General features: G+C 32.4%; 17 protein-coding genes and 1 tRNA gene. 4 read left to right on the top strand and 14 right to left on the bottom strand.

Annotation, left to right across the window (positions count from 1 at the left end; translation table 11 throughout):
* Positions 1-3: 3 nt before the first annotated feature.
* Positions 4-1,743 (top strand): DUF2070 family protein, encoded by a 1,740-nt coding sequence (locus tag MY1_RS02900; RefSeq protein WP_048109560.1) that lies wholly within the window; start codon positions 4-6, stop codon positions 1,741-1,743.
* Positions 1,744-1,964: 221 nt separating this feature from the next.
* On the opposite strand, the gene MY1_RS02895 is transcribed toward MY1_RS02900, so the two are convergent.
* Positions 1,965-2,597, bottom strand: coding sequence for a hypothetical protein (locus MY1_RS02895; protein WP_007550103.1), 633 nt, complete (start codon positions 2,595-2,597; stop codon positions 1,965-1,967).
* A 101-nt stretch (positions 2,598-2,698) separates the two neighbouring features.
* On the opposite strand from MY1_RS02895, the gene MY1_RS02890 reads away from it, so the two are divergent.
* The gene (locus MY1_RS02890; protein ID WP_007550102.1) at positions 2,699-5,155 is read left to right on the top strand and encodes an ABC transporter substrate-binding protein; all 2,457 of its coding nucleotides are present in this window, start codon (positions 2,699-2,701) and stop codon (positions 5,153-5,155) included.
* Position 5,156: 1 nt separating this feature from the next.
* Here MY1_RS02890 and MY1_RS02885 read toward each other — a convergent pair whose 3' ends face one another.
* The 6 genes from MY1_RS02885 to MY1_RS10070 form a co-directional block, all read right to left on the bottom strand.
* The gene (locus tag MY1_RS02885; protein WP_007550101.1) at positions 5,157-5,651 is read right to left on the bottom strand and encodes a DUF367 family protein; all 495 of its coding nucleotides are present in this window, start codon (positions 5,649-5,651) and stop codon (positions 5,157-5,159) included.
* A gap of 35 nt (positions 5,652-5,686) precedes the next feature.
* Entirely contained in the window at positions 5,687-8,974 is a 3,288-nt protein-coding gene (locus MY1_RS02880) for a lamin tail domain-containing protein (protein ID WP_048110332.1), read from the bottom strand.
* Positions 8,975-9,109: 135 nt separating this feature from the next.
* Positions 9,110-9,355, bottom strand: a complete 246-nt coding sequence (locus MY1_RS09655; protein WP_052296737.1) for a hypothetical protein — start codon at positions 9,353-9,355, stop codon at positions 9,110-9,112.
* 147 nt (positions 9,356-9,502) lie between these two features.
* Positions 9,503-9,576 (bottom strand) — tRNA-Pro (locus MY1_RS02870).
* 397 nt (positions 9,577-9,973) lie between these two features.
* Positions 9,974-11,644 (bottom strand): hypothetical protein, encoded by a 1,671-nt coding sequence (locus MY1_RS02865; RefSeq protein WP_007550095.1) that lies wholly within the window; start codon positions 11,642-11,644, stop codon positions 9,974-9,976.
* The gene (locus MY1_RS10070; protein ID WP_007550093.1) at positions 11,644-11,778 is read right to left on the bottom strand and encodes a hypothetical protein; all 135 of its coding nucleotides are present in this window, start codon (positions 11,776-11,778) and stop codon (positions 11,644-11,646) included. The genes MY1_RS02865 and MY1_RS10070 overlap by 1 nt, the downstream gene beginning before the upstream one ends.
* A gap of 292 nt (positions 11,779-12,070) precedes the next feature.
* Here MY1_RS10070 and MY1_RS02855 point away from each other — a divergent pair, with 292 nt between their 5' ends.
* Positions 12,071-13,549, top strand: coding sequence for a hypothetical protein (locus MY1_RS02855; RefSeq protein ID WP_007550092.1), 1,479 nt, complete (start codon positions 12,071-12,073; stop codon positions 13,547-13,549).
* A 122-nt stretch (positions 13,550-13,671) separates the two neighbouring features.
* Here MY1_RS02855 and MY1_RS09650 read toward each other — a convergent pair whose 3' ends face one another.
* From MY1_RS09650 to MY1_RS02820, 7 genes are all read right to left on the bottom strand, one after another.
* Positions 13,672-15,087: a restriction endonuclease gene (locus MY1_RS09650; RefSeq protein ID WP_007550091.1), complete on the bottom strand. Its 1,416-nt coding sequence runs from the start codon at positions 15,085-15,087 to the stop codon at positions 13,672-13,674.
* Positions 15,088-15,152: 65 nt separating this feature from the next.
* Entirely contained in the window at positions 15,153-15,857 is a 705-nt protein-coding gene (locus MY1_RS02845; RefSeq protein ID WP_007550090.1) for an AbiV family abortive infection protein, read from the bottom strand.
* Between the two features lie 26 nt (positions 15,858-15,883).
* Positions 15,884-17,068 carry a hypothetical protein gene (locus MY1_RS09385; RefSeq protein ID WP_007550089.1) on the bottom strand — a complete coding sequence of 395 codons (1,185 nt, stop codon included), beginning with the start codon at positions 17,066-17,068 and terminating at the stop codon, positions 15,884-15,886.
* A gap of 164 nt (positions 17,069-17,232) precedes the next feature.
* Positions 17,233-17,565 (bottom strand): YnfA family protein, encoded by a 333-nt coding sequence (locus MY1_RS02835; RefSeq protein WP_048109556.1) that lies wholly within the window; start codon positions 17,563-17,565, stop codon positions 17,233-17,235.
* Positions 17,553-17,918 carry a YnfA family protein gene (locus MY1_RS02830; protein ID WP_048109555.1) on the bottom strand — a complete coding sequence of 122 codons (366 nt, stop codon included), beginning with the start codon at positions 17,916-17,918 and terminating at the stop codon, positions 17,553-17,555. Before MY1_RS02830 ends, MY1_RS02835 begins: the two co-directional genes overlap by 13 nt.
* 161 nt (positions 17,919-18,079) lie before the next feature.
* Positions 18,080-18,598 carry a hypothetical protein gene (locus MY1_RS02825; RefSeq protein ID WP_117439739.1) on the bottom strand — a complete coding sequence of 173 codons (519 nt, stop codon included), beginning with the start codon at positions 18,596-18,598 and terminating at the stop codon, positions 18,080-18,082.
* Between the two features lie 117 nt (positions 18,599-18,715).
* A complete protein-coding gene (locus tag MY1_RS02820; protein WP_081470635.1) occupies positions 18,716-20,257 on the bottom strand; it encodes a Vgb family protein in 1,542 nt (513 codons plus the stop codon).
* Between the two features lie 384 nt (positions 20,258-20,641).
* Between MY1_RS02820 and MY1_RS02815 the strand changes: the two genes are divergently transcribed.
* Entirely contained in the window at positions 20,642-21,025 is a 384-nt protein-coding gene (locus tag MY1_RS02815) for a hypothetical protein (protein WP_048109553.1), read from the top strand.
* Position 21,026 lies beyond the last annotated feature (1 nt).

Here is a 21,026-nt window from a genome sequence, read left to right as displayed (position 1 = left end):
GACATGGAAAAATCTTCAGACGATGTTTCAAACATACACAATAGGTTTTCACTTACATTAATCAATCCAGCATCACATTATTTTTCTCTAGCTGGATCATTAGTAATTTCCGCAGTAATCACATCGATAGTCTATTTGGGGTATATTGAAACAAACGAAAATTGGTTTAGGATTCCAATGGTAATTGGAGTATTAGCATTATCCCAGTTAATTGACACACGATTCACTAGAAAAAAAGAATATTCAAAATCTCTACATGCATCTCTTTTTGGAAACATGTTATGGATTGCAGTGATTTTAATGGGATTACTTGCAAGCGTTGTCCTAGCAAAAGAGACATCGTTATTTTTTGTAACATATGGAATGTTTCTATTTGCAAGTTTCAGAATAGGAATTTTTACTACAACATTAGGTGCAAGTATCAAAAAAGCTTGGGCAATTTGCATGGTTCAACCACTTGCCATGTTTTTAATAATGATACCATCTGATATGTGGTATTCAACTTTGACAAATCCATTGGCAATAGGATTTGGTGCAATATTTCTAATAATTGCAAGTGTATGGTCGGTATTAACAGATAGAGCGGGAAGACCAGGTATGGAGAGCACACATAAAACAATACAAGCATACTTGGCATCACAAGGTAATGACTTTACAGAAGCGGAAGCAATAATTGAACAGCGTTCATTTAAAACAAAAGTATCCACATCACAAATTAGGTTAAGTGCATCAGATGGGAATATGAAATTTAGAATGGTATTACCTGAAATTCATCCAGGCCCATATCATCCAGTTGGAGGAAGTAATATTCCATATTTGATGTACAAAAATTTAGAATCTTCAGCGATGATCATGCATAGTATTTCAGATCACTCATTAAATCTTCCATCAAAAAATGAAGTTGAAAATTATTTAAAAAATCTAGATTCCAGCATAGTAAAAGAAGAAGGGTTGATGTGTACAGAACCAGTAACAGTTCAAATTAACAAAGCACGTGTAACAGGGTTACTTTTTGGAAATAATCCGTTGTTGTTTCTCTCATTGTCACCACATGGAATGGAAGATATTCCAAACTACATGAAAAAGGAGATTGAGCAATATGCTAAAAATAGAAATTATGTCAGAACACTGATAGTTGATTGTCATAATGCAATGGGTGAAGAAATTTCAAAAGAAGATGGGGAAGACATGTTAAAGGCAGCAAAATCATGTTTGGATTCACTAATCACAAAAGATAGTTATCCTATAGAGTTTGGGTACGCAAATTCAGACAGTATGGATGTATGGACTGAAGACTTGGCAATGGGAGGTCTAGGAGTAGTATGTCTAAAAATTAATGGTAAAAAATTCTTTCTCGGATGGGCAGATGCAAACAATATGGAAAATGGAGTAAGAGAAAAAATAGTTGAGAACTTTGCAAAACAAGGACGTCAATTATTGGAAATTTGTACATCAGACACACATTATGCTCCAGTCAAAGCTAGAAACAGAAACGGATACTATCAACTAGGACTCATTACTGGCGCTGACAAACTAACCAAGTGGTTTTTACAAATTGCATATGAAGCAGAATCAAAAGTATCTTCAGCAAAATTTGAAATTTTGGAAAATGAAGCAGATGTAAAAGTCATGGGTCAAGGCATTTACGAAGATTATTCCAAGGCACTAGACAAATCTCTGAAATTAACAAAAGGATTCATGATTGGAAGTGTCACATTATTCATAATTACCTTGTTTCTATAAACAAAAAATAATTCAATTTAGAACTATTGAAGTTGACAACCTTCACATTTCTTCATGCTTCGTTCAGAACGTGTTTCTAATTCCAAATGGCATTCTTTACAGATTATTCTGTTTCTCATGACCATTTTACAGGATAAATAAATTTTAATGATTTTATTCATCACATATCAACTACTAGTTAACATAAAATTAACATAGATTAGAGAGAGTAGATAAGCGATCTATGTTTCTAAAGTGTTCATTTGATCAAGATTTCCATAAAAATCATCAATAAATGATGAAAATTGAAAAACTGGAACTATAGGCACACGATCTATAAAATCAATCTTATCTTGGTACAGAGTTACAATTACAGGCACAGCCATAGCACCAGGAGTTTTAGAGATGTAATGTTTTGTTCGTTCTATCTGTTTTTTGACTGCAGATGATAATGCAGAAGAACTATATCTTTTCCAATGTTTACAATCAATTAGCATAGCAACACCCAATCTAATACCGATAACATCTATCTCCATTCGAGGTTTTGTCAGAATCAGATTTTTAATAATCGCAAAGTTTTTCGAGAATAGTATTTCAGCAACCAACCCTTCAAAATCTTTCCAGTCAAGCAGAACAGATATCTCATCAAGAGGACCACCATTTTTTATCAATTGGATAGCAGCTTTCAGTTTGTCGCCATCTTCAAAATAATACACGTTATCCTGTTTTTTTCCAATTCCATATTTCACATAGCCATCCAAGATATTCTGTGAATCAACAATGTTTGATTTTATAACTACACTGAAATCTTCCACAGATATGCCACCAGGAATAATTCCTTTTAATCCAGATAGCATTATTTGATTGAATTTCATATTGTTTTTCTTTTATAGTTTAGATGATATAGGTTTTAGGAGATAATACTAAACTGGTTATTATGAAATAGGTTTTATTACAACTAATCAAATTAACGGTTATGAAATTATTGCTAGTATTCATACTAGCTCTTGTAATTGTATATGAAATCAATAATGAATCATTTGCAGAAAAAAGCACATATTTTGATTCTGTAAAATTTATCCAGTATTTGGACGAAAATACTGCACTTGAAGAAGTTAGAAATGGAAATTTGGATATATACTATGACAGAATTTCGTCAGACAGACTAGAAAATCCCAAATCACGTGAAGGATTAGAGGTTTTTGATTCGACAGGGAGATCATATAGCATATTGGTAAATCCTGCAGAATCAAATGAATTCAATCCATTTTCGCTTAAAGATATCAGATTTGCATTAAACTATCTAATAGATAGAAAATTGATTGTAAACGAATTGATGGGAGGTTATGGTGCACCAATGATCTCAAACTATAGTCCATCTGACCCAGAATATCTTACAATAATCAAACAATTAGAGACATTCAATTTCAGATACAATCCAGCACTAGCTGAAGAAATAATTTCAAATGCACTAAAAGAAAATGGTGCAATAAAATCAAACGGACAATGGGAAATTAATCAAAAGCCAATAGAGATCATAGTTTTCATAAGAAGTGATGATCAGGTAAGAAAATCTATTGGAGAGATATTAGCTTCAGAATTAGAAAAAATAGGATTTACAGTAAAAAAAGACTATGGGGATTTGAATAAAGCATATGTTGTTGTATATGGTTCCAATCCAGCAGAACTAAAATGGAGTCTATACACTGAAGGGTGGTCAAGATCAGCATTTGTAAGGTATGATTCGGTGGGATTATCACAGATGTATTCTCCATGGTTCTCAAACATGCCAGGTTCAAACGATCCATCATATTGGAATTACAAAAATGATAAACTCGATGAAATAACTCAGAAAATTTACACCGGAGATTTTGAATCGGAAGAAGAAAGAGTGCTATTGATTCAAGATGCAATCGCAGAAGGAGTAGACCAATCAGTAAGAATTTTCATAGCAAGTAAAATTGATCAGTTTGTAGCAAATGAAAAAATGGAAGGAATCGTAAATGATTTGGGAGCAGGCGTTCCAAGTAGATTCACACCGATTAATTCGAGAAATGGAGAAAGTGAATTAGTTATCGGAGTAAAACAGATTTATCAAGGGTCCTGGAATCCAGTCATGGGATTAAGTGATACATACAGCAGACAGATTTGGGGCATAATTTCAGATCCAATCACGTTTAAACATCCATTTACTGGAAAAACATTTCCAGTCAGAGCAGATTGGAATGTAGATACTGCAGGACCAAATGGAAAATTAATTTTACCTGATGATGCGATTATGTGGGATCCTATCATACATCAATGGAAGAAAGTAGAACATGGAACTCAAGCAACAAGCAAAGTCAGATACGATTTGAAGTTTAGCAATTGGCACAATGGTCAAAAAATGGATATGAATGATATTTTGTATTCATTGTATTTTGTAATGGAGTGGGGAGTTCAAACAGATGAAAACGATAAGACTTATGATGTAGAATTCACATCTATTGCATCACAATCTGTAAAAACAATTATTGGAATAAAAGTGATTGATGACGATACAATTGAGGTGTATGTAGATTACTGGCATTTTGATAATGATGAAATTGCAGAATGGGCCTCATTATGGAGTTCAATGCCGTGGGAAATTTCAGTAGCTATGGAACAAGCAGTGTTAGATGGAAAAGTGTCATTTTCAAGATCTGGAGCAATTAATAAAAATGTGAATTGGATTTCGTTGATTATTCCTAATGATGCTCAAACGATACAAAGTTATTTGAATGAATTTAGTGAAAAGAAATACATTCCAAATTCATTAAAAATATTTGAAAAAGACATCAAATATTTTGATGAGAGGTATACGGCATCATCAGAGTGGGTCAAATCACACAACCATGCAGTGATTAGCAATGGACCATTTTATCTCAGTGTATACTCACCTGAATCACGAACAATAGTCGTAAATGCTTTTGATGATCAGAGTTATCCTTTCAAGTTGGGTCATTGGTCAGAATTTGAAAAAACAGAATTTCCAAAAATAACAAACATAAATTTACCAAACATAATTCAAAAAGGAGTTCAATTAGAAATTGACATAGATACCAAAAATGCAGACTCTGTTCTTTATTTTTTGACAGATAGCAACAATAATTCAATATCAGAATTAATTAACATAAATAACAATTCCACTAAAATTATAATCGATGATGAAAAAATTAAAGAATTAGGAGTTGGTGCTAAAGATTTAAAGATATTTGCAATTTCAGATTCAGTTTTAAAGCCAGATTACTATTCAACTAGTTTCTTAATGGTAGAAAACAACGGAGAGTTACCTGATCTTAATCAAGATAACATAGAGTATGATCAAAATAATTCATCTGAATTTGCATGGCTACTTGTTCCCATAATAATTGGCATCATCACTATGATTTACATTAAGAAAAAAAGGAAATGAATTATTCAGATAATCCGTATTCTTTTAAAATAATATCAATTTGATCTTCAGATTCCAATTTAGAATATTCATTTAGGAGATTTTGATTTAAATCATAAAATGTGTGTCCCCATTTGAATTTATCAAGTATTGCAAGGGCATTATCTTTAAAACCTAAAATAAACAATGATGCAGATAACGCTTCTGCAGTAGTAAGCTTGTTGAGCTTTGCGTAATTAACAGGATTACCAGCTAGTAACGGTGGAAGTTTTCTTGTAATTCCATTAAATTTTTTTGAAAATGCTTGGTCAGCTAGAGTCCATGAACAGTCAATTCCAACTATTGAATTTATCAAAGATTTGTCTTTAGGTAAAAGAGTTTTTTCAGAAAAAGGATCCAAAACCAGTCCTTTATTTCCAATTTTTTTGATGCTTTTTGCAATTCCAAACTTGACCATTTTTGCAGCTGTACATTTTTTTGGATCATCCTGATAAAACATCAAAACTTGGAGATTCATCTATGTTCAAATATGAAATGAATAGTATTTTGAACTTACTCTACCATTTTGTAGTTAATCTTATAGTAAAATCTCGATGTTTGATCTTCTTTAACTACATCTACATTCCAATTTGCGTTTGGTAAAAATACATCTGAAGATACAGGAAGAATATCAAATTTCTCAAGATATACATCGGGACCACTATATCTGACGTTTAATTCAACTCCATCTACAGACACTACATCATAGATTTGTCCAGGTTTTCTAGTAGAATCCTGTACAAGACAATCTACTTCTTGACCTATAATGCAAATTCCAGACTCAGAAGTAATTCTCAGATTCACATCAGATTGATCAGTTTTTGAAGAAAGTAATGAGCCAGATAACACACGTGGAAATGCCTGGGCATCATCAATGGTTTTTTCATTTGTAATTATAGATATTTTATCCTCGGAGATTCGGTTTACCTTATCAATTAAAGTTGATGGAACTTTCACAGGTTCAACAATGACTGGTTTCTCTATCACATTAAACATTAAAGATTTTGTCTCAAAGCCAGCATCTACTGTAATTTCATATGAACCAATACTTGATGGAGTGTCAGAAATTGTAATTTGGTGTGAAAATGATCCAGATGAACTTGGTCGAATTGTAGTTACTGGACCCACATGTTTGCCACAATAAAATGTACCACATGTTATCTCACCCTCTTTTTTCTGAATCACACTAACATCAAATTTTTCAAGATAAATTAGCTTGTTTGGTTTACCAGAGATAGTCACAGTATCTCCAGGATAATAATCAGACTTGTCAGTAGCTAATAAAAGCGATAATTTATCAGTTGAGCCGAAAGAAAAGTCATTTGCAATTGTAAAAATAGATTCAGATTGCTGTCCAGAATACAATGCTTTAATTTTATACTCACCTTCACTGAAAACGGTTACAGGTAATTCAAATGAGCTTTGAAAGTTTCCTCCTTGATCAGGATAAACAGATGCCTCACTGATTTGTTTGAAAGGAGTCTTGTTATCAAGTACACGTATTGTTACTCTGTCTGGAACTACTAACCCTTCAGAACCTTGATCTCGTTTAATTATATTTCCAATTACTTTTAATTTCTCTCCTGCTTTGTAAAGAGATTTTTCAGTTGTAACATACAGAGGAACCAAAGTTAAAGAATCATTGGCAGGATCAGAAGAAACTTTGAAAAAAACATCAGTGCCAGCAGATGCTATGGATGCTCTAATTTTATAAATTCCATAATTAGATGTGGTGACAGAACGATCATCTGTCTTTATGGTAAGAGGTTTTTCAGATATTGGAGTGACCCAAGACCAAGAAAATTGTTGGTTATCTACAGTAGCACCAGAATTAACTATACTCCCATCAGGTTTTGTAAGAGAAATTTTTACAGAATTATCGCCTGTAGGAGGAAGAATTCCAGTCAAAACAACAGTTTCACCTAGACCGTAAACTTGTTTATTTAGAGAAATTAATGCGCCATTTTCTAATTTCAAAGGATCAACTATTCCAACAGAAGTAGAAGTTGTCAGTCCACGATATTCAGCTTTTATTTTATAATTTCCATCAGCAAATGCATTTTGTAAAATTTTCGTTTGAACTGAAAATCTTCCAGAAGGATCTGGAGTGGCAGTTAATTCATATGCAACGACCAATCCATTATTCAATCTAGTTTTAGTATGCGGCATTTGTGCAACAATTTCCAAAGGACGTCCATCCTCATGAGATATTGAAATTGCTACTGAGGCGGTTTGATAAGTCGAACTGGTAACAGGATTTTTAATATAACCAGTAATTGTCATGGTTTCACCTAAATTATAGATCAGTTTGTCTGTGGAAATTGAGATAGGATTACTACTTACAATAAAGTCATCAGGATTTGCTACAGCGTGAATTGTCTTTGATGCAGAGCCAAGACTTTGAGATATAGAGATTTTGTAATCTCCTAATCGAACATCACTATCTGGAATTTTAAAAGAATATGAGAAAGTTCCATCACCAGATACTTTCAAAGTATCTAATATTTTAAACCCAGAATTACCACCACCAAGAGCAGTGGTAGCAAGTGCTGCATTTTTGGTTTGTAATATTTCCAGATTCATAAATTGAACCCACACGGTGTTTAGTCGACCAGTAATTGTAACAGTTTCTCCTAAAGCATATGCATCTTTGTCGGTCCATATCGAAATTGCTTTTGCCTCTTTGATGTCTTTTACTACTTCAAAAAATGCAATGGATGATTTATCATAATATTCGGCAGTGATCTGATAGGTACCAAATGCTGGATTCACAGGAGTGATATACACATTTGTTGAAAATTTCCCATTGGTAGGATACAAGCTTCCTGATGAAATTATTTTGCCACTAGGATCCTTGATGTTAAATTTCAAGCCTTCAAATGGAATTGCCTCGGTAGTAATTCCTGTTAAAGACAGAGTATCTCCAGGGAGATATTGTGATTTATCAGTAGCAATACTAAGAGTGTTGTTTTTTACAATAATATCTGGAACAATTTCATCCCCTACCGTAAAGCTTGTTTGCGAAGTTGCTCCACCATATGTAACTGAAACCAAGTAAACTCCTTTGCTTATACCAAGAACTTGTTGAAGATTCAACGAAGTCTTATAATTCAAATTAAGATCAGGATAAAGTGAAATTGTTTTATCATATTTGGGTCCAGTAATCTTTACAGATATTTCATCAGCATGGAAATATGGGGCAGTGATGAATACTTGTTTTGAGATTTTGCCGGTAATGGATGCAGTTTCACCAAACAGATACGATTCCTTATTAGTAGATACAGTTACTGTGACGTCTGTTTTTGTTTCAGTAGTAGTTACCTTTCCATTGGATGAGCCAGCTGTAGGAATTGTAAACTTCCAATCGCTAGAATTATCCAAGTCATATCCATCATAGATTCGTTGCCAAGAAGTTAAATCATTTTTAGGATCAGACAATAATGGAGTTTTATCTATAACAACTCCATTCTTGTCTCTTAGTTCTACTAATTCATTAGAATCAGCAAACCACAAACTTTGATATGAAAATGTCAGATACTTGCTTGGTTCAATAAAAGTACCAGATGAAATTGTCATTGTTTTTTTCAATGCAGTAGTCGAAGCAATTTGCCAACCACTGATATCTATTTTAGAACTTGTCGGATTATAAAGTTCAATCCATTCTAAAACGGATTTAGAATCATCTCCGGGCGGATTAATATCAATTTCATTTATTACGACATGATTAGTAGATTGAGCACTTGCTGTACCAACCAAACTACCGAGTAGCAAAATGGAAAATAAAACTAGAATATTTTTCATGTTGTCCAACATAGGGTGCTTAATAGCCTCATTTTAGAATTGAATTGAGCAAAAGTTGAGCTTGTTGTGAAAGTCATATATCTTAAAATCATTACAAAATATGGGATTTTTATCGTTTTAAGTAATACGTAGAAGTTATTCTCCTACAGAGTCACAATTAGGGCATTTTTTATCAAATATTGATGAACCACACTCAGCACAAATACCCTCACCTGCATCTTTCTCTAATGCTTTTTTCCTGTTAGCCACATAGAATTTGATTCCAAAATACATGACAATGACAATTATCATAGCAACCGCTATTCCTACAAATGGAGATAAGCCAAGCATGAAAAATACAAGTCCCACTATCAGAATTATGTCACGTTTTTCAAAATTCAATAAAATTAAAACAAATCATAATTGATAAAAACATGCCGGAGCTCAGAGCGATTAATTTTACTTCATATCAATTCATTACTCTAACTCTTCCTCATTGCTCGGCGATAAATTTAGAATGTTAATTGATAATAAGATAATGATTAATGATGGGATCGGCGTGATTTGAACACACGACCTCTGCGTCCCAAACGCAGAATCATACCAAGCTAGACCACGATCCCAGTGAATCCCCAAAGTCGCCCAATTTAAGCTTGACAGATATTTAGTTGACCAAATTTTATAGTTAAGTTAGTGTCATTTTGGACATTTAGAAAAGAAAGTACATTCAATATCCTCAATATGTTAAATTGTGGCTAAAATGAATTGAGGAATCTATTATTTCCTTAAATTTGATTCTATTGGGTAGAAAAATAAAAAAAAGGAGGGATGTATTAAGAAACAATACATGTATTCCATGTCTTATGATGTCGTTTACTTTGCCTTAGAACTTGATTGCAACATATGCACCTGAATGAATCAGTTACAAAATACCTCTCGCAGGTACTACAGAATCTCTGACCACTTGCATAGCCTTTTCTGTATTGGGATTCTTTGTAACAACCCATATCACAAATGCCTTTACAAACCCAACTCATTATCGAGTGCTGTTTGTGTAGAGACAATGCGTTTGATGTTGTAGATTGTTGCGTTTGGTGTGAACCCAGATACTGCTTTGCTTTGTTTGTTGATTTCCTTTGTTACCTTGATGTTATTGTCATCAAGCAGTGTCTTTGATCTCATAAACCAATTATGGAGTCCATTGGGAGCTTTAGGTAATTTACTTGTAGTATATCCTTCACTTGTTGCAAACCCTGTAATCTGTTTATAGAGATTTTCTGCTTGTATTGTTCGTTCGTTTTCATCTCCTAAAACATATTCTAAACATGGAATGATCGGATTACTATCGTATAGATTCTCCAAGTTTTTCTTTATGCTATCGTTATAGAGTTCCAAGAATTTGCCTTGTTTGTGTCCTAGCGCTTGATAGATTGCCTCACCGTATATTCCAAAACTTGCCATTCTTGGAAGTATTCTGTTTTGTTTTTCCACTTCATTTATTGTTCCCAATACTTTTTGTAGTGTTAGAAAAATTTGTCCAAGTAAATCAGGCAAGAGTCTTTGGAATGCGTCTTCAATAAACTTGTCAGTTTTTCTATGATCTTCCAATATTCTTTCAAGTTCATAGATGATAGTTCTGTCTGCCAAGTCTGATTGACTAATTGTAAAGTCAACACCATTAATGAGAATCTTCCTCATGAGACTAATTGCATATACATCACCATTCGTGTATTGTGCTCTTTTCTCAAATGAACCACCAGTAATTGCACGACAAATCATGTTACTGGTTTCTACGTCTATGTAAGAGATGTTTTCAAATCCAGAAAAATAAGAACTATACAAAGAAGTGACAAAGTTATCCTCTCCATGTGGAAAGGATTTCAAATTGTCTTCGTTCTTTATTCCTGATGGATCAATTATTCTCTTAGTCAGAGACGATGTAGTGCTCTTTGAAGCCCCTGCATGACCACGCATGCCCATAGCAGGCATTGGCATGCCAGCAAGGAACATCGATATCAGATGAACTTTATACAGTTCAGGATTGGACATCCGACATATCTTGACATATTCATCTAACGGATTTCCTTCAGGTCTAAAGTTTGGTTCAACTTGCTGAGCAATCTTTGGTGTACGTATGAACATCGGAGTATCTTTTGAATAATCTATCAATGTTATCTCATCACGGGTAATCTTGATGATTTTCCAATCGGGACGTCCCAAATCATAGTATATTTCACCATTCACATATGCAACACGAAGGTGAATTTCATCTCTTTTTGATTCTTCTTTCATCAAAGCTTTTGCTCTAAGAAATCCTATTGCATTGCCACATGTTTCTTCTGAATACATTTGCTTTAGCGTATCAAATGCTGTAACCCTTAACCAGTCATATGCCTTGGGATTTTTCTTGTCCAATTCAATAGTTTCAAAATGATTATTCATTTTTACAACCACAAAGACTCGGGTATTGTCAGATTGCGATACTATGATTTTTGTCATTAATGGTGTTGCAAACTTTGCTAATATTGTGACAGGATTTTTTGGTTTTGATTCTTCAGTGGTTTCTTTCATTTTATTTACATCATAGTTAGTTATTGTGAAAAGTCCCTCTGAATCAATATCGTGTCCAAGTTCTTTGCAAAGGATCAGTTGATCTAATTTCTGATCTATTTTACAGTTAAAACACCACATTACTTTGAGTTGTCAATTTGAAGTCGTTTTTTTAGAATTTCAGCCTGTTCGCTAAGTTCATTGATTTTTTTCTCATTTTGTGATTTAGAGTCAATAAGTGTGGCTAATCTTTGCTTGATTATTTCTATATTCATGATTAATGAATAAATAGAAGATAGATCATTAGAGGAATAGCCAAGAACAGCAGTTTAAGGCGTGAAATAGGGCTATTGCAAGTAGCGTCTATTTCCTTTTTCATTCTAATTTCGTTTCTTAATACGTTATTTTTTTCGGTGCCTTTCCTAAGGGCAATGTTTGTTTTTACATCAGCTTTCTTGTGGTCTGATGATGTTTGGGTCATTTTTCCAATTTGTGTTGGTTTGAAATTCACAATCATGAAGGAATTTTATAGGAAGCTAGATAATATAGTATAGATCTAGTAGTATAATGGAACAATATAGTACTTTATTATATAAACAAAGAGATAAAGTCCAGATTCAAATATTACATAAAATAGCCACGGAAGGAAAACAATCTAAAAAATCACTAGAGATCACGTTAGAAAAGCACCATCCAGTGATTGATAATGCAGTAAACCAACTAGAGAACAAAAAATTAATCAAGAGAACTAAGGGAGATGAGCCAAATTACAAACGTGGTCAACCGCAAAAATTCTACAGACTGACAGAAAAAGGGATATCAGTAGTAGTGGATGAGATAAAAATACCGTTAAACGATTTTTGGAAAATGCTATTTAGAATATTCGATTCCGAGGGGAATTACTACTCGGATGAGCAGGTAAATTCTAAAAAGCAATATGTTGATGAAAGACGCTGTATTTTAAAAGATTTTACGATTGAAGAGATTATTAATAAATATGAAAATAATGTTTTAGGAGTTAAACGAAAACATGCACTATCCCACATGTATCAAAAAATTCCAGACGTTCAATTAATAACAAAGACAAAATTTCTACCATCTGAAAAATTAATTGTTGAAACCATTGCACTGTATGGTTCGTTATCTGTAGAAGAGTTATCTGTAAAACTATCTAGACATATCACTAATATTCCCCAAAAATTATTGTACCCATATTTCCTCATAAAAAAACTGGATAATGGAAAATATGACATTACAATATTAGGAATTCAATATTTGATATTTGTTATTTTTAATCAATTAAAGCATGATACTCAAATGCAAAAAATAAAAATCCTCATAGAAAATAGAAAAGAGATACTTCCCCTGATTTTTAGAAAATGGGTATGGTTGACAAGATTTTTTCCCAATAGAGAATTATTCAATACACTAATTGATGCAATAGATACAAATCAAAGACAATTACCATTTCAAACAGATTCTGGCATACAAGAAATTCTAGATAGTCATAGAAATTTAGAAGAGGTTTCCAGTAGTAAAATTAGACATGAATATGAAGTTGGCTCTGAAGTTCATTTTGAAGTTCGATATGAAAAAGGAGCATCCCTTAGAGGAAGTAGGCACATGAAAGGAGGAGACAAAGATCAACAATTAATGAATCTCAATACAATATGCTCATTAATGGACAATACATCGGGTGATCTCCTTCATAAGATAGACAAAGAAATTCAATTAGTAATTACTGAGCTAAACAAATTAAATGGAATGTTGGGGTTCGGGTCTATAGAGAAATTTCATCCTGAGGAGATGATAAAGCAGAGACTGATAGAATATGAACAAACTAAATCAGATAGTCTTTCTTTTAGATTTTATTCTATTTTATTATCTCAAATATATCAAAAAAAAGAAGATCTAAAGAAATGGGCTGATTTTCTTAAAACAGATAAAGACATCATGCCATGGTATGGTAACTGGATTAAAGAAATAGACGATTTTGAAGAAGAAAATACATATTATAGAAACAATTTGGAACGTATTTTATCATAATTTTGTATGCAACAGTTAGCAAAATGTTTAGTTATAAAAAAATCTAGATAACACTATGAACTGTAATTCTAATTTGTAATTAATTTTAAGATCACAAAAGTTCCATAAATTTTTTCGCATCTTTATTTTCTAAAACTAAATTTTTTCAATTTATCTGGGATTATACTTCGTTTATTTTTATCTTTAAGATCTTGAGGTGCATGTTTTTTGCAAAAACAGGTATCATTATCATCAACCATAATGTCTTTTTCACATTTGGCTATTCCACAAATTTCACATACTGCAAAAGTATGTTTTGAACCGATAAGGTGCTTACATTTTGCTATCTCATCTTTGACCCAAATTTCTGATGCGGGAAATACTATACGAGAATAGGAATATTCTTTTGATTCAAATTCAATATCCACTTTAGGTACTAAAACAAGTCTTGATTTTGTGGTAATTTTATTGGGATCAGGTTTATGTAAAAAGTCCCTTGATTCGTATGTATCTTTTGAAACTCTAACCTCGTATGGAACTCTAGATTGATTGTCTTTACTAGCATGAATTCTTACTCTGAACTGTGCATCATTTGAGGCAATGCTTGGTTCAACTTTAATGATTTGTGAGCCTGTTTTTTGGGTTAATTCTAATTTTCCTACAGGATTATAGTTTTCAATTTCTTTTACAAATTGTTTTTCTTCATCATCGGATGTTTCAAAAACATAACCATGATCATCCTGATGATAAATTATTTCCCCCGATAAACCATCTACAAAATAACTGCCAGAGTTATGGGATGTGTGGATTTGTTTGTCTGGAGTTTTAAATTCTTCATTTAGATTAAAGGTGACTATATGAAATGGATGAAAGATTAGATCACATCTACGAAGTGTCACTCTATCAGCATTATGAAGTGTAAGATTTGTGAAATCATCTATGTTTCCTTTTGGTTCTATACCATTTTCTATTCTTACAATTTTACTATTTGTACGACCCAAAACAGTTGCTTTGAATTGTTCCATGAAAGTTGAGCCATCCCATAATTCAAGTTGTTTTTCATTTGGATTGTTTTGTGCCCATCCCACTGCATCTGATGAAAAGTCTGACGATGTGATAAAAAATCCTCGATTAATATCAAGATCTTCAAGTTTGGCTACAAAATTCCGAATTTCAGCAATGCCTATTTTTCTGCTTTCATCATAATTTTTACATTCGATGGCAACTGTAATTTTATTTCTTTTAGCTAAGACATCTATTTCGTTTAATTGACCGCTCTTGCCTCTTAGACGTTGCCTTAAAGAAGTTTCATATCCTCTATCTTTGAATATTCTTTCAACAGATTCCTCAAGATTATCCCCAAGTTCTCTTGTTGTTTTTTGTATTGATTCTTGCCAAATTTCTGATGTAGATTCATCATCCCCATTTATTGAATTAGATTTAATTTCTGTTCCAGATTGAATGTCATTTGAAATAATGGATTGTATGTTATATCCACATTCAGGACAGAATTTGGTACTTCCTTTTAGATCCTTTCCACATTCAGGACAGAATTTCAATATATTTCTAAATATTGTATTAACTTAAGGATTTATGCATTTTCAATTTATGTTTACAGTATTTCTTACAAGTTTTGTAAGAGGGATTTAGCTAAGGCAAATTGTTTAACATTTTGAGGCAGAATAGATTCTTTTTTCAGTTCCAACATTTTTTTAAATGAATCAAATTTATCAATTCGTTTCAGATCTTTAGAATCATTTCCAGTTGGAATAAAAGAGATAGATTCCAATCCAAATTTTGTCAAAGAAATAGATTTTCGGGTTTCAAAATTAAGTAGTAAAAAAATTGCAGTTAACTCATTTTCTGTAAATTGTTTATTTTGTGGCTGATTATCGACATATGTGATTTTTTTCTTTAAAACATTCAATTTTTTGAAAAAATTGATTGTCTTTTCCAATTCCTCCATAATTTGGTAACGTGAATGAGTCACAGGAAGTATTTTTTTATAATGATTTTGAAGAGTTAAAAAATCAGGATCAGACATTGATTCAAAAGTTTTTTTTCTGTTTTCATAATACATGATTAGTTTTTTTGTATGTGAACCACCTTTAGTTAGTGAATTCCAATCAGTCTCTAAAATTGGTTCTTTGTTGGTAAATTTGTTAGTTAAAAAATCGGCTTTCCCTGCTTCTTCATATGCAATAATAATCCAAGAAATAGCATCCCCAAATTTTCCTTTATCACTTAAAATTTGTGCAGAGTCTAACTTTGATTCAGAATTTTCAATACAATCCTGAATTAATTTGATAGTATCTGTATTATTCATCATACATTACATTTCTCCATTTTTCATAATTAGCAATAAAGATTGAATAATAAATGGTGAATTTCTACACGTTTACCAGAATCTTCTGGAAACGTATTAGTGGTTACAAAATAAGTCCTATTGATTTGACGAAATGAATTATCAACATATGTGGGATGGGATTTAGCTGATTCTATCGCTTTTCCAATTACTTCAGAGAAACCTTGGTTTTTAGAAAAAGTAATCTGTATTGCATAGTTTTGTCTCCATTTAAGATAACCAAAATGTTGGTCTATCGTTTCATCGTAGAGTTTTTCTCCTCCCCAAAATTTACATTCTGCGGTTAGAATTCCTCCATCAATATTCATTTGTAGATGTATGTCTGTCTTCCCATTTTTTACAAAGGTTTCGCCAGTTGCACTACCATCAAACACAGCATTGAGCATAGATAGAATAATATCACGAAGTGCTTCTTCGCCTAATCCTGAAAAAACTTTTGGAGTAGTCTCAAATTGCCTACCTTGATTGCCGATTAATTCTAAAACAGATTCGACAGATTTTCTTTGTAGTATTGGATCCGTTTTTTGTTTAGGTTCAGGCTTTACTATCTGAATTTTTTGTTTTACTTTTAGATTTACAGGAGTTGGTGCAACATCATTTTTTATTAACTCTACAGAGGATTCACTTGCAATTTGTTCAAGATGTGCATTTTCTGATCTTATTTTTTCTTTTAACGGTTTAAGATAATTTTCAATGGTTTTTTTAAAATTAGGGTTCTGAGAATTGACAGTACTATTTTTTTGTTGAATTACAGTATTCAAAGTTGTTTGTGCTTGTTCGATATGAGACTTTCCTACCTGACCACCATATAGTTCAAGTTGTGATGATAGATAACCGTCATTATCTAATTCAAAGTGTGTAAACATCAAATGTGGATTGGCAGTTCTAGAAATTACAATATTCAAATCTTGTTTTAGGATGATAGGGATACCAAATGTCACAGATTGTTGTCTTGAAGCGCTAGTACCATTTTTTTCAAGTTTATTTTGTCGTGAAGTATCAATTTCAATGATAGGTAGAGCATATTTTTCATAGTAAAAATTTACAAGTTCATCAGTGTCGGTATTTAGAATAACCGAGTCTTCAGTTGAATCAATATCACTCTTAACTCTTTTCCAAGAATCTCTGAAATAATCCTCTATACTCCCATTAGAATCCCCATATGCATGCAACATACAATATGAATATCACTGGTTATTATCATTAATGAAAATATTTCGATTTTATTTTACACATGTAAAGTACTTGTTTTTTATACCCTAGATTCAAAACCAGATTAATTAGAAATTGAATCAATTACTACTCTTTTACAGTGAATGTAAAATGGTGTGGTAGACGTCTATCTGGGAAAATAAAACATAACAGCAACTCCTACAAGAACAATAATCGAACCTATTATCTCAAATCTGTCTGGCTTTTTCTTGTCAATCCAATAGCCCCAAACTATTGATGATACGACAAAAATCCCTCCATACGTTGCATAGACTTTACCAAAATTTGCAGGTTGCAATGTCATAATAATTCCATATGAAAACAAAATCAACGCTCCAACCAAACCAAATATCTTTCCCTTATGATCTCGCAATACTTTCCATATCAGGTAACCCCCACCAATTTCCAATAACGATGCAAACAAAAACAATCCCAAAGTAGAGAAGATTACTTCGACCAAACTTTTTCTCCTTTTCTTGGATAGTAGAAAATTATCAAGACCCCGATAACTGCAATAATAGTTCCAATGATGTCATAGTTGTCAGGTTTTATGCCATCGATTAACCATCCCCAGAATACGGACATTACAATAAAGACTCCGCCATAAGCTGCATAGACTCTATGAAAATGAGTTTTCTGAAATGTTGGAACAATTCCATACAGAAATAATACAAAACCGCCCACTGCACCTAACATCCAGCTAAAATCTTCACGTAACCAAAGCCATACTAGATACCCCCCGCCAATTTCACAGAGACCAGCTAGGAAAAATAATAGAATTGAAGTGAAAATATTCCTTGAATTATTACTCATTTTACTACAGAAATGGATGAAAGTTTCTATGCTATAACTAATTTAGAGAAAATAGGGTTGCCATCAAAGAAAAAACAATTTTGTGGGTATTGTCCTGAGGATACATGCTTACTAGATTGTGAAATATGCAATCCTAAAAAAGACAATGGTTGTAATTGTGACTAACATGTTGTATTTTCTCCATCATTTAACATGTTCCAAAAATCGAATGCAGTATATTTCTCTGATACTGAATATGGAATTCCAATGATTGTTGTTTGAAAATGTGTTACCACATTCATTTTTCTTGGATCAATCCTAATCGTAGTATCACTTTCGCTAAATAGGTGATCAAAATGCATGAATAGGGTTTGAGAATATTCCATTGAATCTGAGACATATTTTCCATTTGATTCAAGTACTGAGTACGGGCTAATACTTGCAGAATTAATTATGTATGTTCCTAAAAGTTTTTCCTCAAAATATATTGCTATATCTAATTCATTAAAATTTGCTGGAAAAAAAGAATTATTGCATACGTTGATTTTTCCATCTATTGTATTAAATGAAAAAAATCTAAAAAGATTATCCCTTCCACCAAGTTCCAGTTGGTCTAAAGCATATACATTTAGAAGTGAATACCCCACTGTCCCAATTATAATTAAAATTGCAATAATGCCTACTGTGTTTTGTTTATTCATTTTTAATACCATTGACAAACTCAAATATTAATAATGAAATCATGCTGACAAAATCAACGCTGAGTTGTTTTTCTAAATTTGAATCAGTCAATTAGCATCCTTAATTTCATATAAAAATCAGATAACTTTGATTGTAACATAAGTGGATACTGATACATCTGGAATTTGGGTTCCTAGTAAAATCTTGTAGATTCCTTGGTGGGCATTTTCGTCAACAAAAATAGTTACAGGTATTTGCATTGCTTGTTCTGAAATGTGTGTCGGTTCTAATTTTGTATTAATTTTAATCAGTTCAGAATTTGAGTTTCCAAATAAAACTACGTTCATACTTTGGCTTGTTTGAGGTGTTACAGTCACCAAAATTTCTTGTTGTTCTCCTTGTTTGATGACAATCTCCCCTTTTTCTGTTTCAAGTGAGATTGGAATTTTCACTGAGGTATCTAAGACTCCGATATTGTTTTCTACCCATTCTGTAAACCATACTTGTTTATCTTTAAAGGTAAATCCAAAACTTTGGGATATCCCACAGTCAGTTAAATCCCCACAATCTGACCAAGTGGGATTCTTTGATGGGATGTCATATTCAATTAATGATTCAGAATTTGGATTAAACACTGCCAATCTATTTCCTGTCTGCTGATTAAACCACAAGTTGCCTTCTGAATCAAATGCATTCCAATATGGGCGAGTAATTGGAGTTTTAATCAATCCTGAAGCATTTCCATATGTCGAAATGGACGGCTTTGAAGTGGTATACTCTAACACTTTTTTAGTGTCTGGACTGAATTTGTAAAACGAACTTCCTGCAGTATCTGCAATCCAAATATTCCCTAATGATCCAACAGAAACGCCATTTGGCGCTTGAATTGAATCTGGAAGAGTATGTTGTTCCACTTCTTGTGTAATGGAATTTGTTTTAACAAGAATTACCTCTTTTTGATATTTCCACATTACAAACCAAATGTTTCCTTTATCATCAATAACTGCTTGACTTGTAAAGAATCCCTCTGGAATTGAAATAGTAGCGTTAGTAAATTTACCTTCATCTAATTTTTCATGATTTAAGATAACAATTTGGCTTCCTGTAAAATCATTAATCACAAAATTGTCATTATACAGTCCAATTTTCTGTGGAAATGATTTTTTTGTTTTTGCGGGAATTTGGAACTTTGAATATTTTTCTTCAGAGATTGAAAATTTCCACAATGATTCGTTTTTTTCATCAGTAAACCAAATTTCATTATCTTCTGTATATGCTATCCCCCACATCATTGATGCACTATTTAATGACCATTGATCATTGTAATATTCTGTAAATAGTTTTGATTCAGGATCAAACTTTGCAACTTTGCCCGTATTTGTCTGAGTAAACCAAATTTTGCCTTCAGCATCAGAAATTATAGAAAGAGGCTGAGAACAAGGCGTGGGAATTTCAAACTCTTTGATATATTGATTTGTTTTTGCATCTGAACTTCCGCAATGTTGCAACCTTTCATTAGGACTGTAATTGTCCGCAGGAGTTCCAGTTAATTCTGGCATCACATCTGTTTCTGTTGTCTGTGAAATAGCCTCTTCAGGTAATTCATTAAAAGCAATAATGACAAATAGGGTAGCAATCAAAAAAACTGTTCCTGCTACAAAATATAGATACTTTTTCACAAATCAAACTATTATTGCCTAGTTATAACTTCTAATTATGTTTGATAGTTCTACCAATTTTAGTTATCAAGAATCTGTTAATATCTAGCTAAACATTCTATATCTTGATTTTTTTGATTATTTGATCTAGATCTTAAACGAAGCTTTGTCTGACAACATGGACATCGTAAATCTTGTGAAATTATAAAAATCGAGCAATGAGTACATCTTTTTTGTCCATTTCCATATCTAGAATTTCCATTCATGTGTCTGGATTTAAAATGTGAGCATATTCCTTTACATAAATTCATGTTGAGTAATTCATCTCATTATCCATTAATTAATGCTAATCTTGTTTGATAGTTCTACCAATCATTTTTAGTAGATGAAAAATTATCAAATATTGTGCAAAAAACTGCCCTTAATAATAAACAAAAATTCCATATTCTTATTTTAATTACTGGTGTGCTTATGGCAATTAGCATACCTGTCTTTTTGCCTCATTTTCTTCATGGTCATGGAGTTCATACAGGGATTCACCTAGCCAGCATCTCCCTTGGTTCTTTTCTTTCTGTTATAGGAGTGATGACATATCTAGAATACAAAACAAAAAGATTGTTGTTAGTGTTTTTTGCATTTGCAACTATAACAATAGCTGAAACATTATCTGCACTAAATATCATATTTTTGTTTTGGGCATCTTATTCAAGTATTGACTCTGTAATTACCCATTTGCTGATACTTATGATGTTGACCTTTTTTTCTATAGGGATTTTTAAGAGAGATTGAT

It is taken from the genome of Nitrosarchaeum koreense MY1, from assembly GCF_000220175.1.
In the GTDB taxonomy this organism is placed as follows: domain Archaea; phylum Thermoproteota; class Nitrososphaeria; order Nitrososphaerales; family Nitrosopumilaceae; genus Nitrosarchaeum; species Nitrosarchaeum koreense.
Note: the sequence above shows the minus strand (reverse complement) of the source record. Positions and strands in the feature narration are given on the sequence as shown.

Bases quoted from the DNA above. Each gene is read 5' to 3' on its own strand.
- MY1_RS02900 (WP_048109560.1), top strand. From the start codon at position 4: ATGGAAAAATCTTCAGACGATGTTTCAAACATACACAATAGGTTTTCA.
- MY1_RS02895 (WP_007550103.1), bottom strand. From the start codon at position 2,597: ATGAAATTCAATCAAATAATGCTATCTGGATTAAAAGGAATTATTCCT.
- MY1_RS02890 (WP_007550102.1), top strand. From the start codon at position 2,699: ATGAAATTATTGCTAGTATTCATACTAGCTCTTGTAATTGTATATGAA.
- MY1_RS02885 (WP_007550101.1), bottom strand. From the start codon at position 5,651: ATGAATCTCCAAGTTTTGATGTTTTATCAGGATGATCCAAAAAAATGT.
- MY1_RS02880 (WP_048110332.1), bottom strand. From the start codon at position 8,974: ATGAAAAATATTCTAGTTTTATTTTCCATTTTGCTACTCGGTAGTTTG.
- MY1_RS02865 (WP_007550095.1), bottom strand. From the start codon at position 11,644: ATGTGGTGTTTTAACTGTAAAATAGATCAGAAATTAGATCAACTGATC.
- MY1_RS10070 (WP_007550093.1), bottom strand. From the start codon at position 11,778: ATGAATATAGAAATAATCAAGCAAAGATTAGCCACACTTATTGACTCT.
- MY1_RS02855 (WP_007550092.1), top strand. From the start codon at position 12,071: ATGGAACAATATAGTACTTTATTATATAAACAAAGAGATAAAGTCCAG.
- MY1_RS02845 (WP_007550090.1), bottom strand. From the start codon at position 15,857: ATGATGAATAATACAGATACTATCAAATTAATTCAGGATTGTATTGAA.
- MY1_RS09385 (WP_007550089.1), bottom strand. From the start codon at position 17,068: ATGTTGCATGCATATGGGGATTCTAATGGGAGTATAGAGGATTATTTC.
- MY1_RS02830 (WP_048109555.1), bottom strand. From the start codon at position 17,918: ATGAGTAATAATTCAAGGAATATTTTCACTTCAATTCTATTATTTTTC.
- MY1_RS02825 (WP_117439739.1), bottom strand. From the start codon at position 18,598: ATGAATAAACAAAACACAGTAGGCATTATTGCAATTTTAATTATAATT.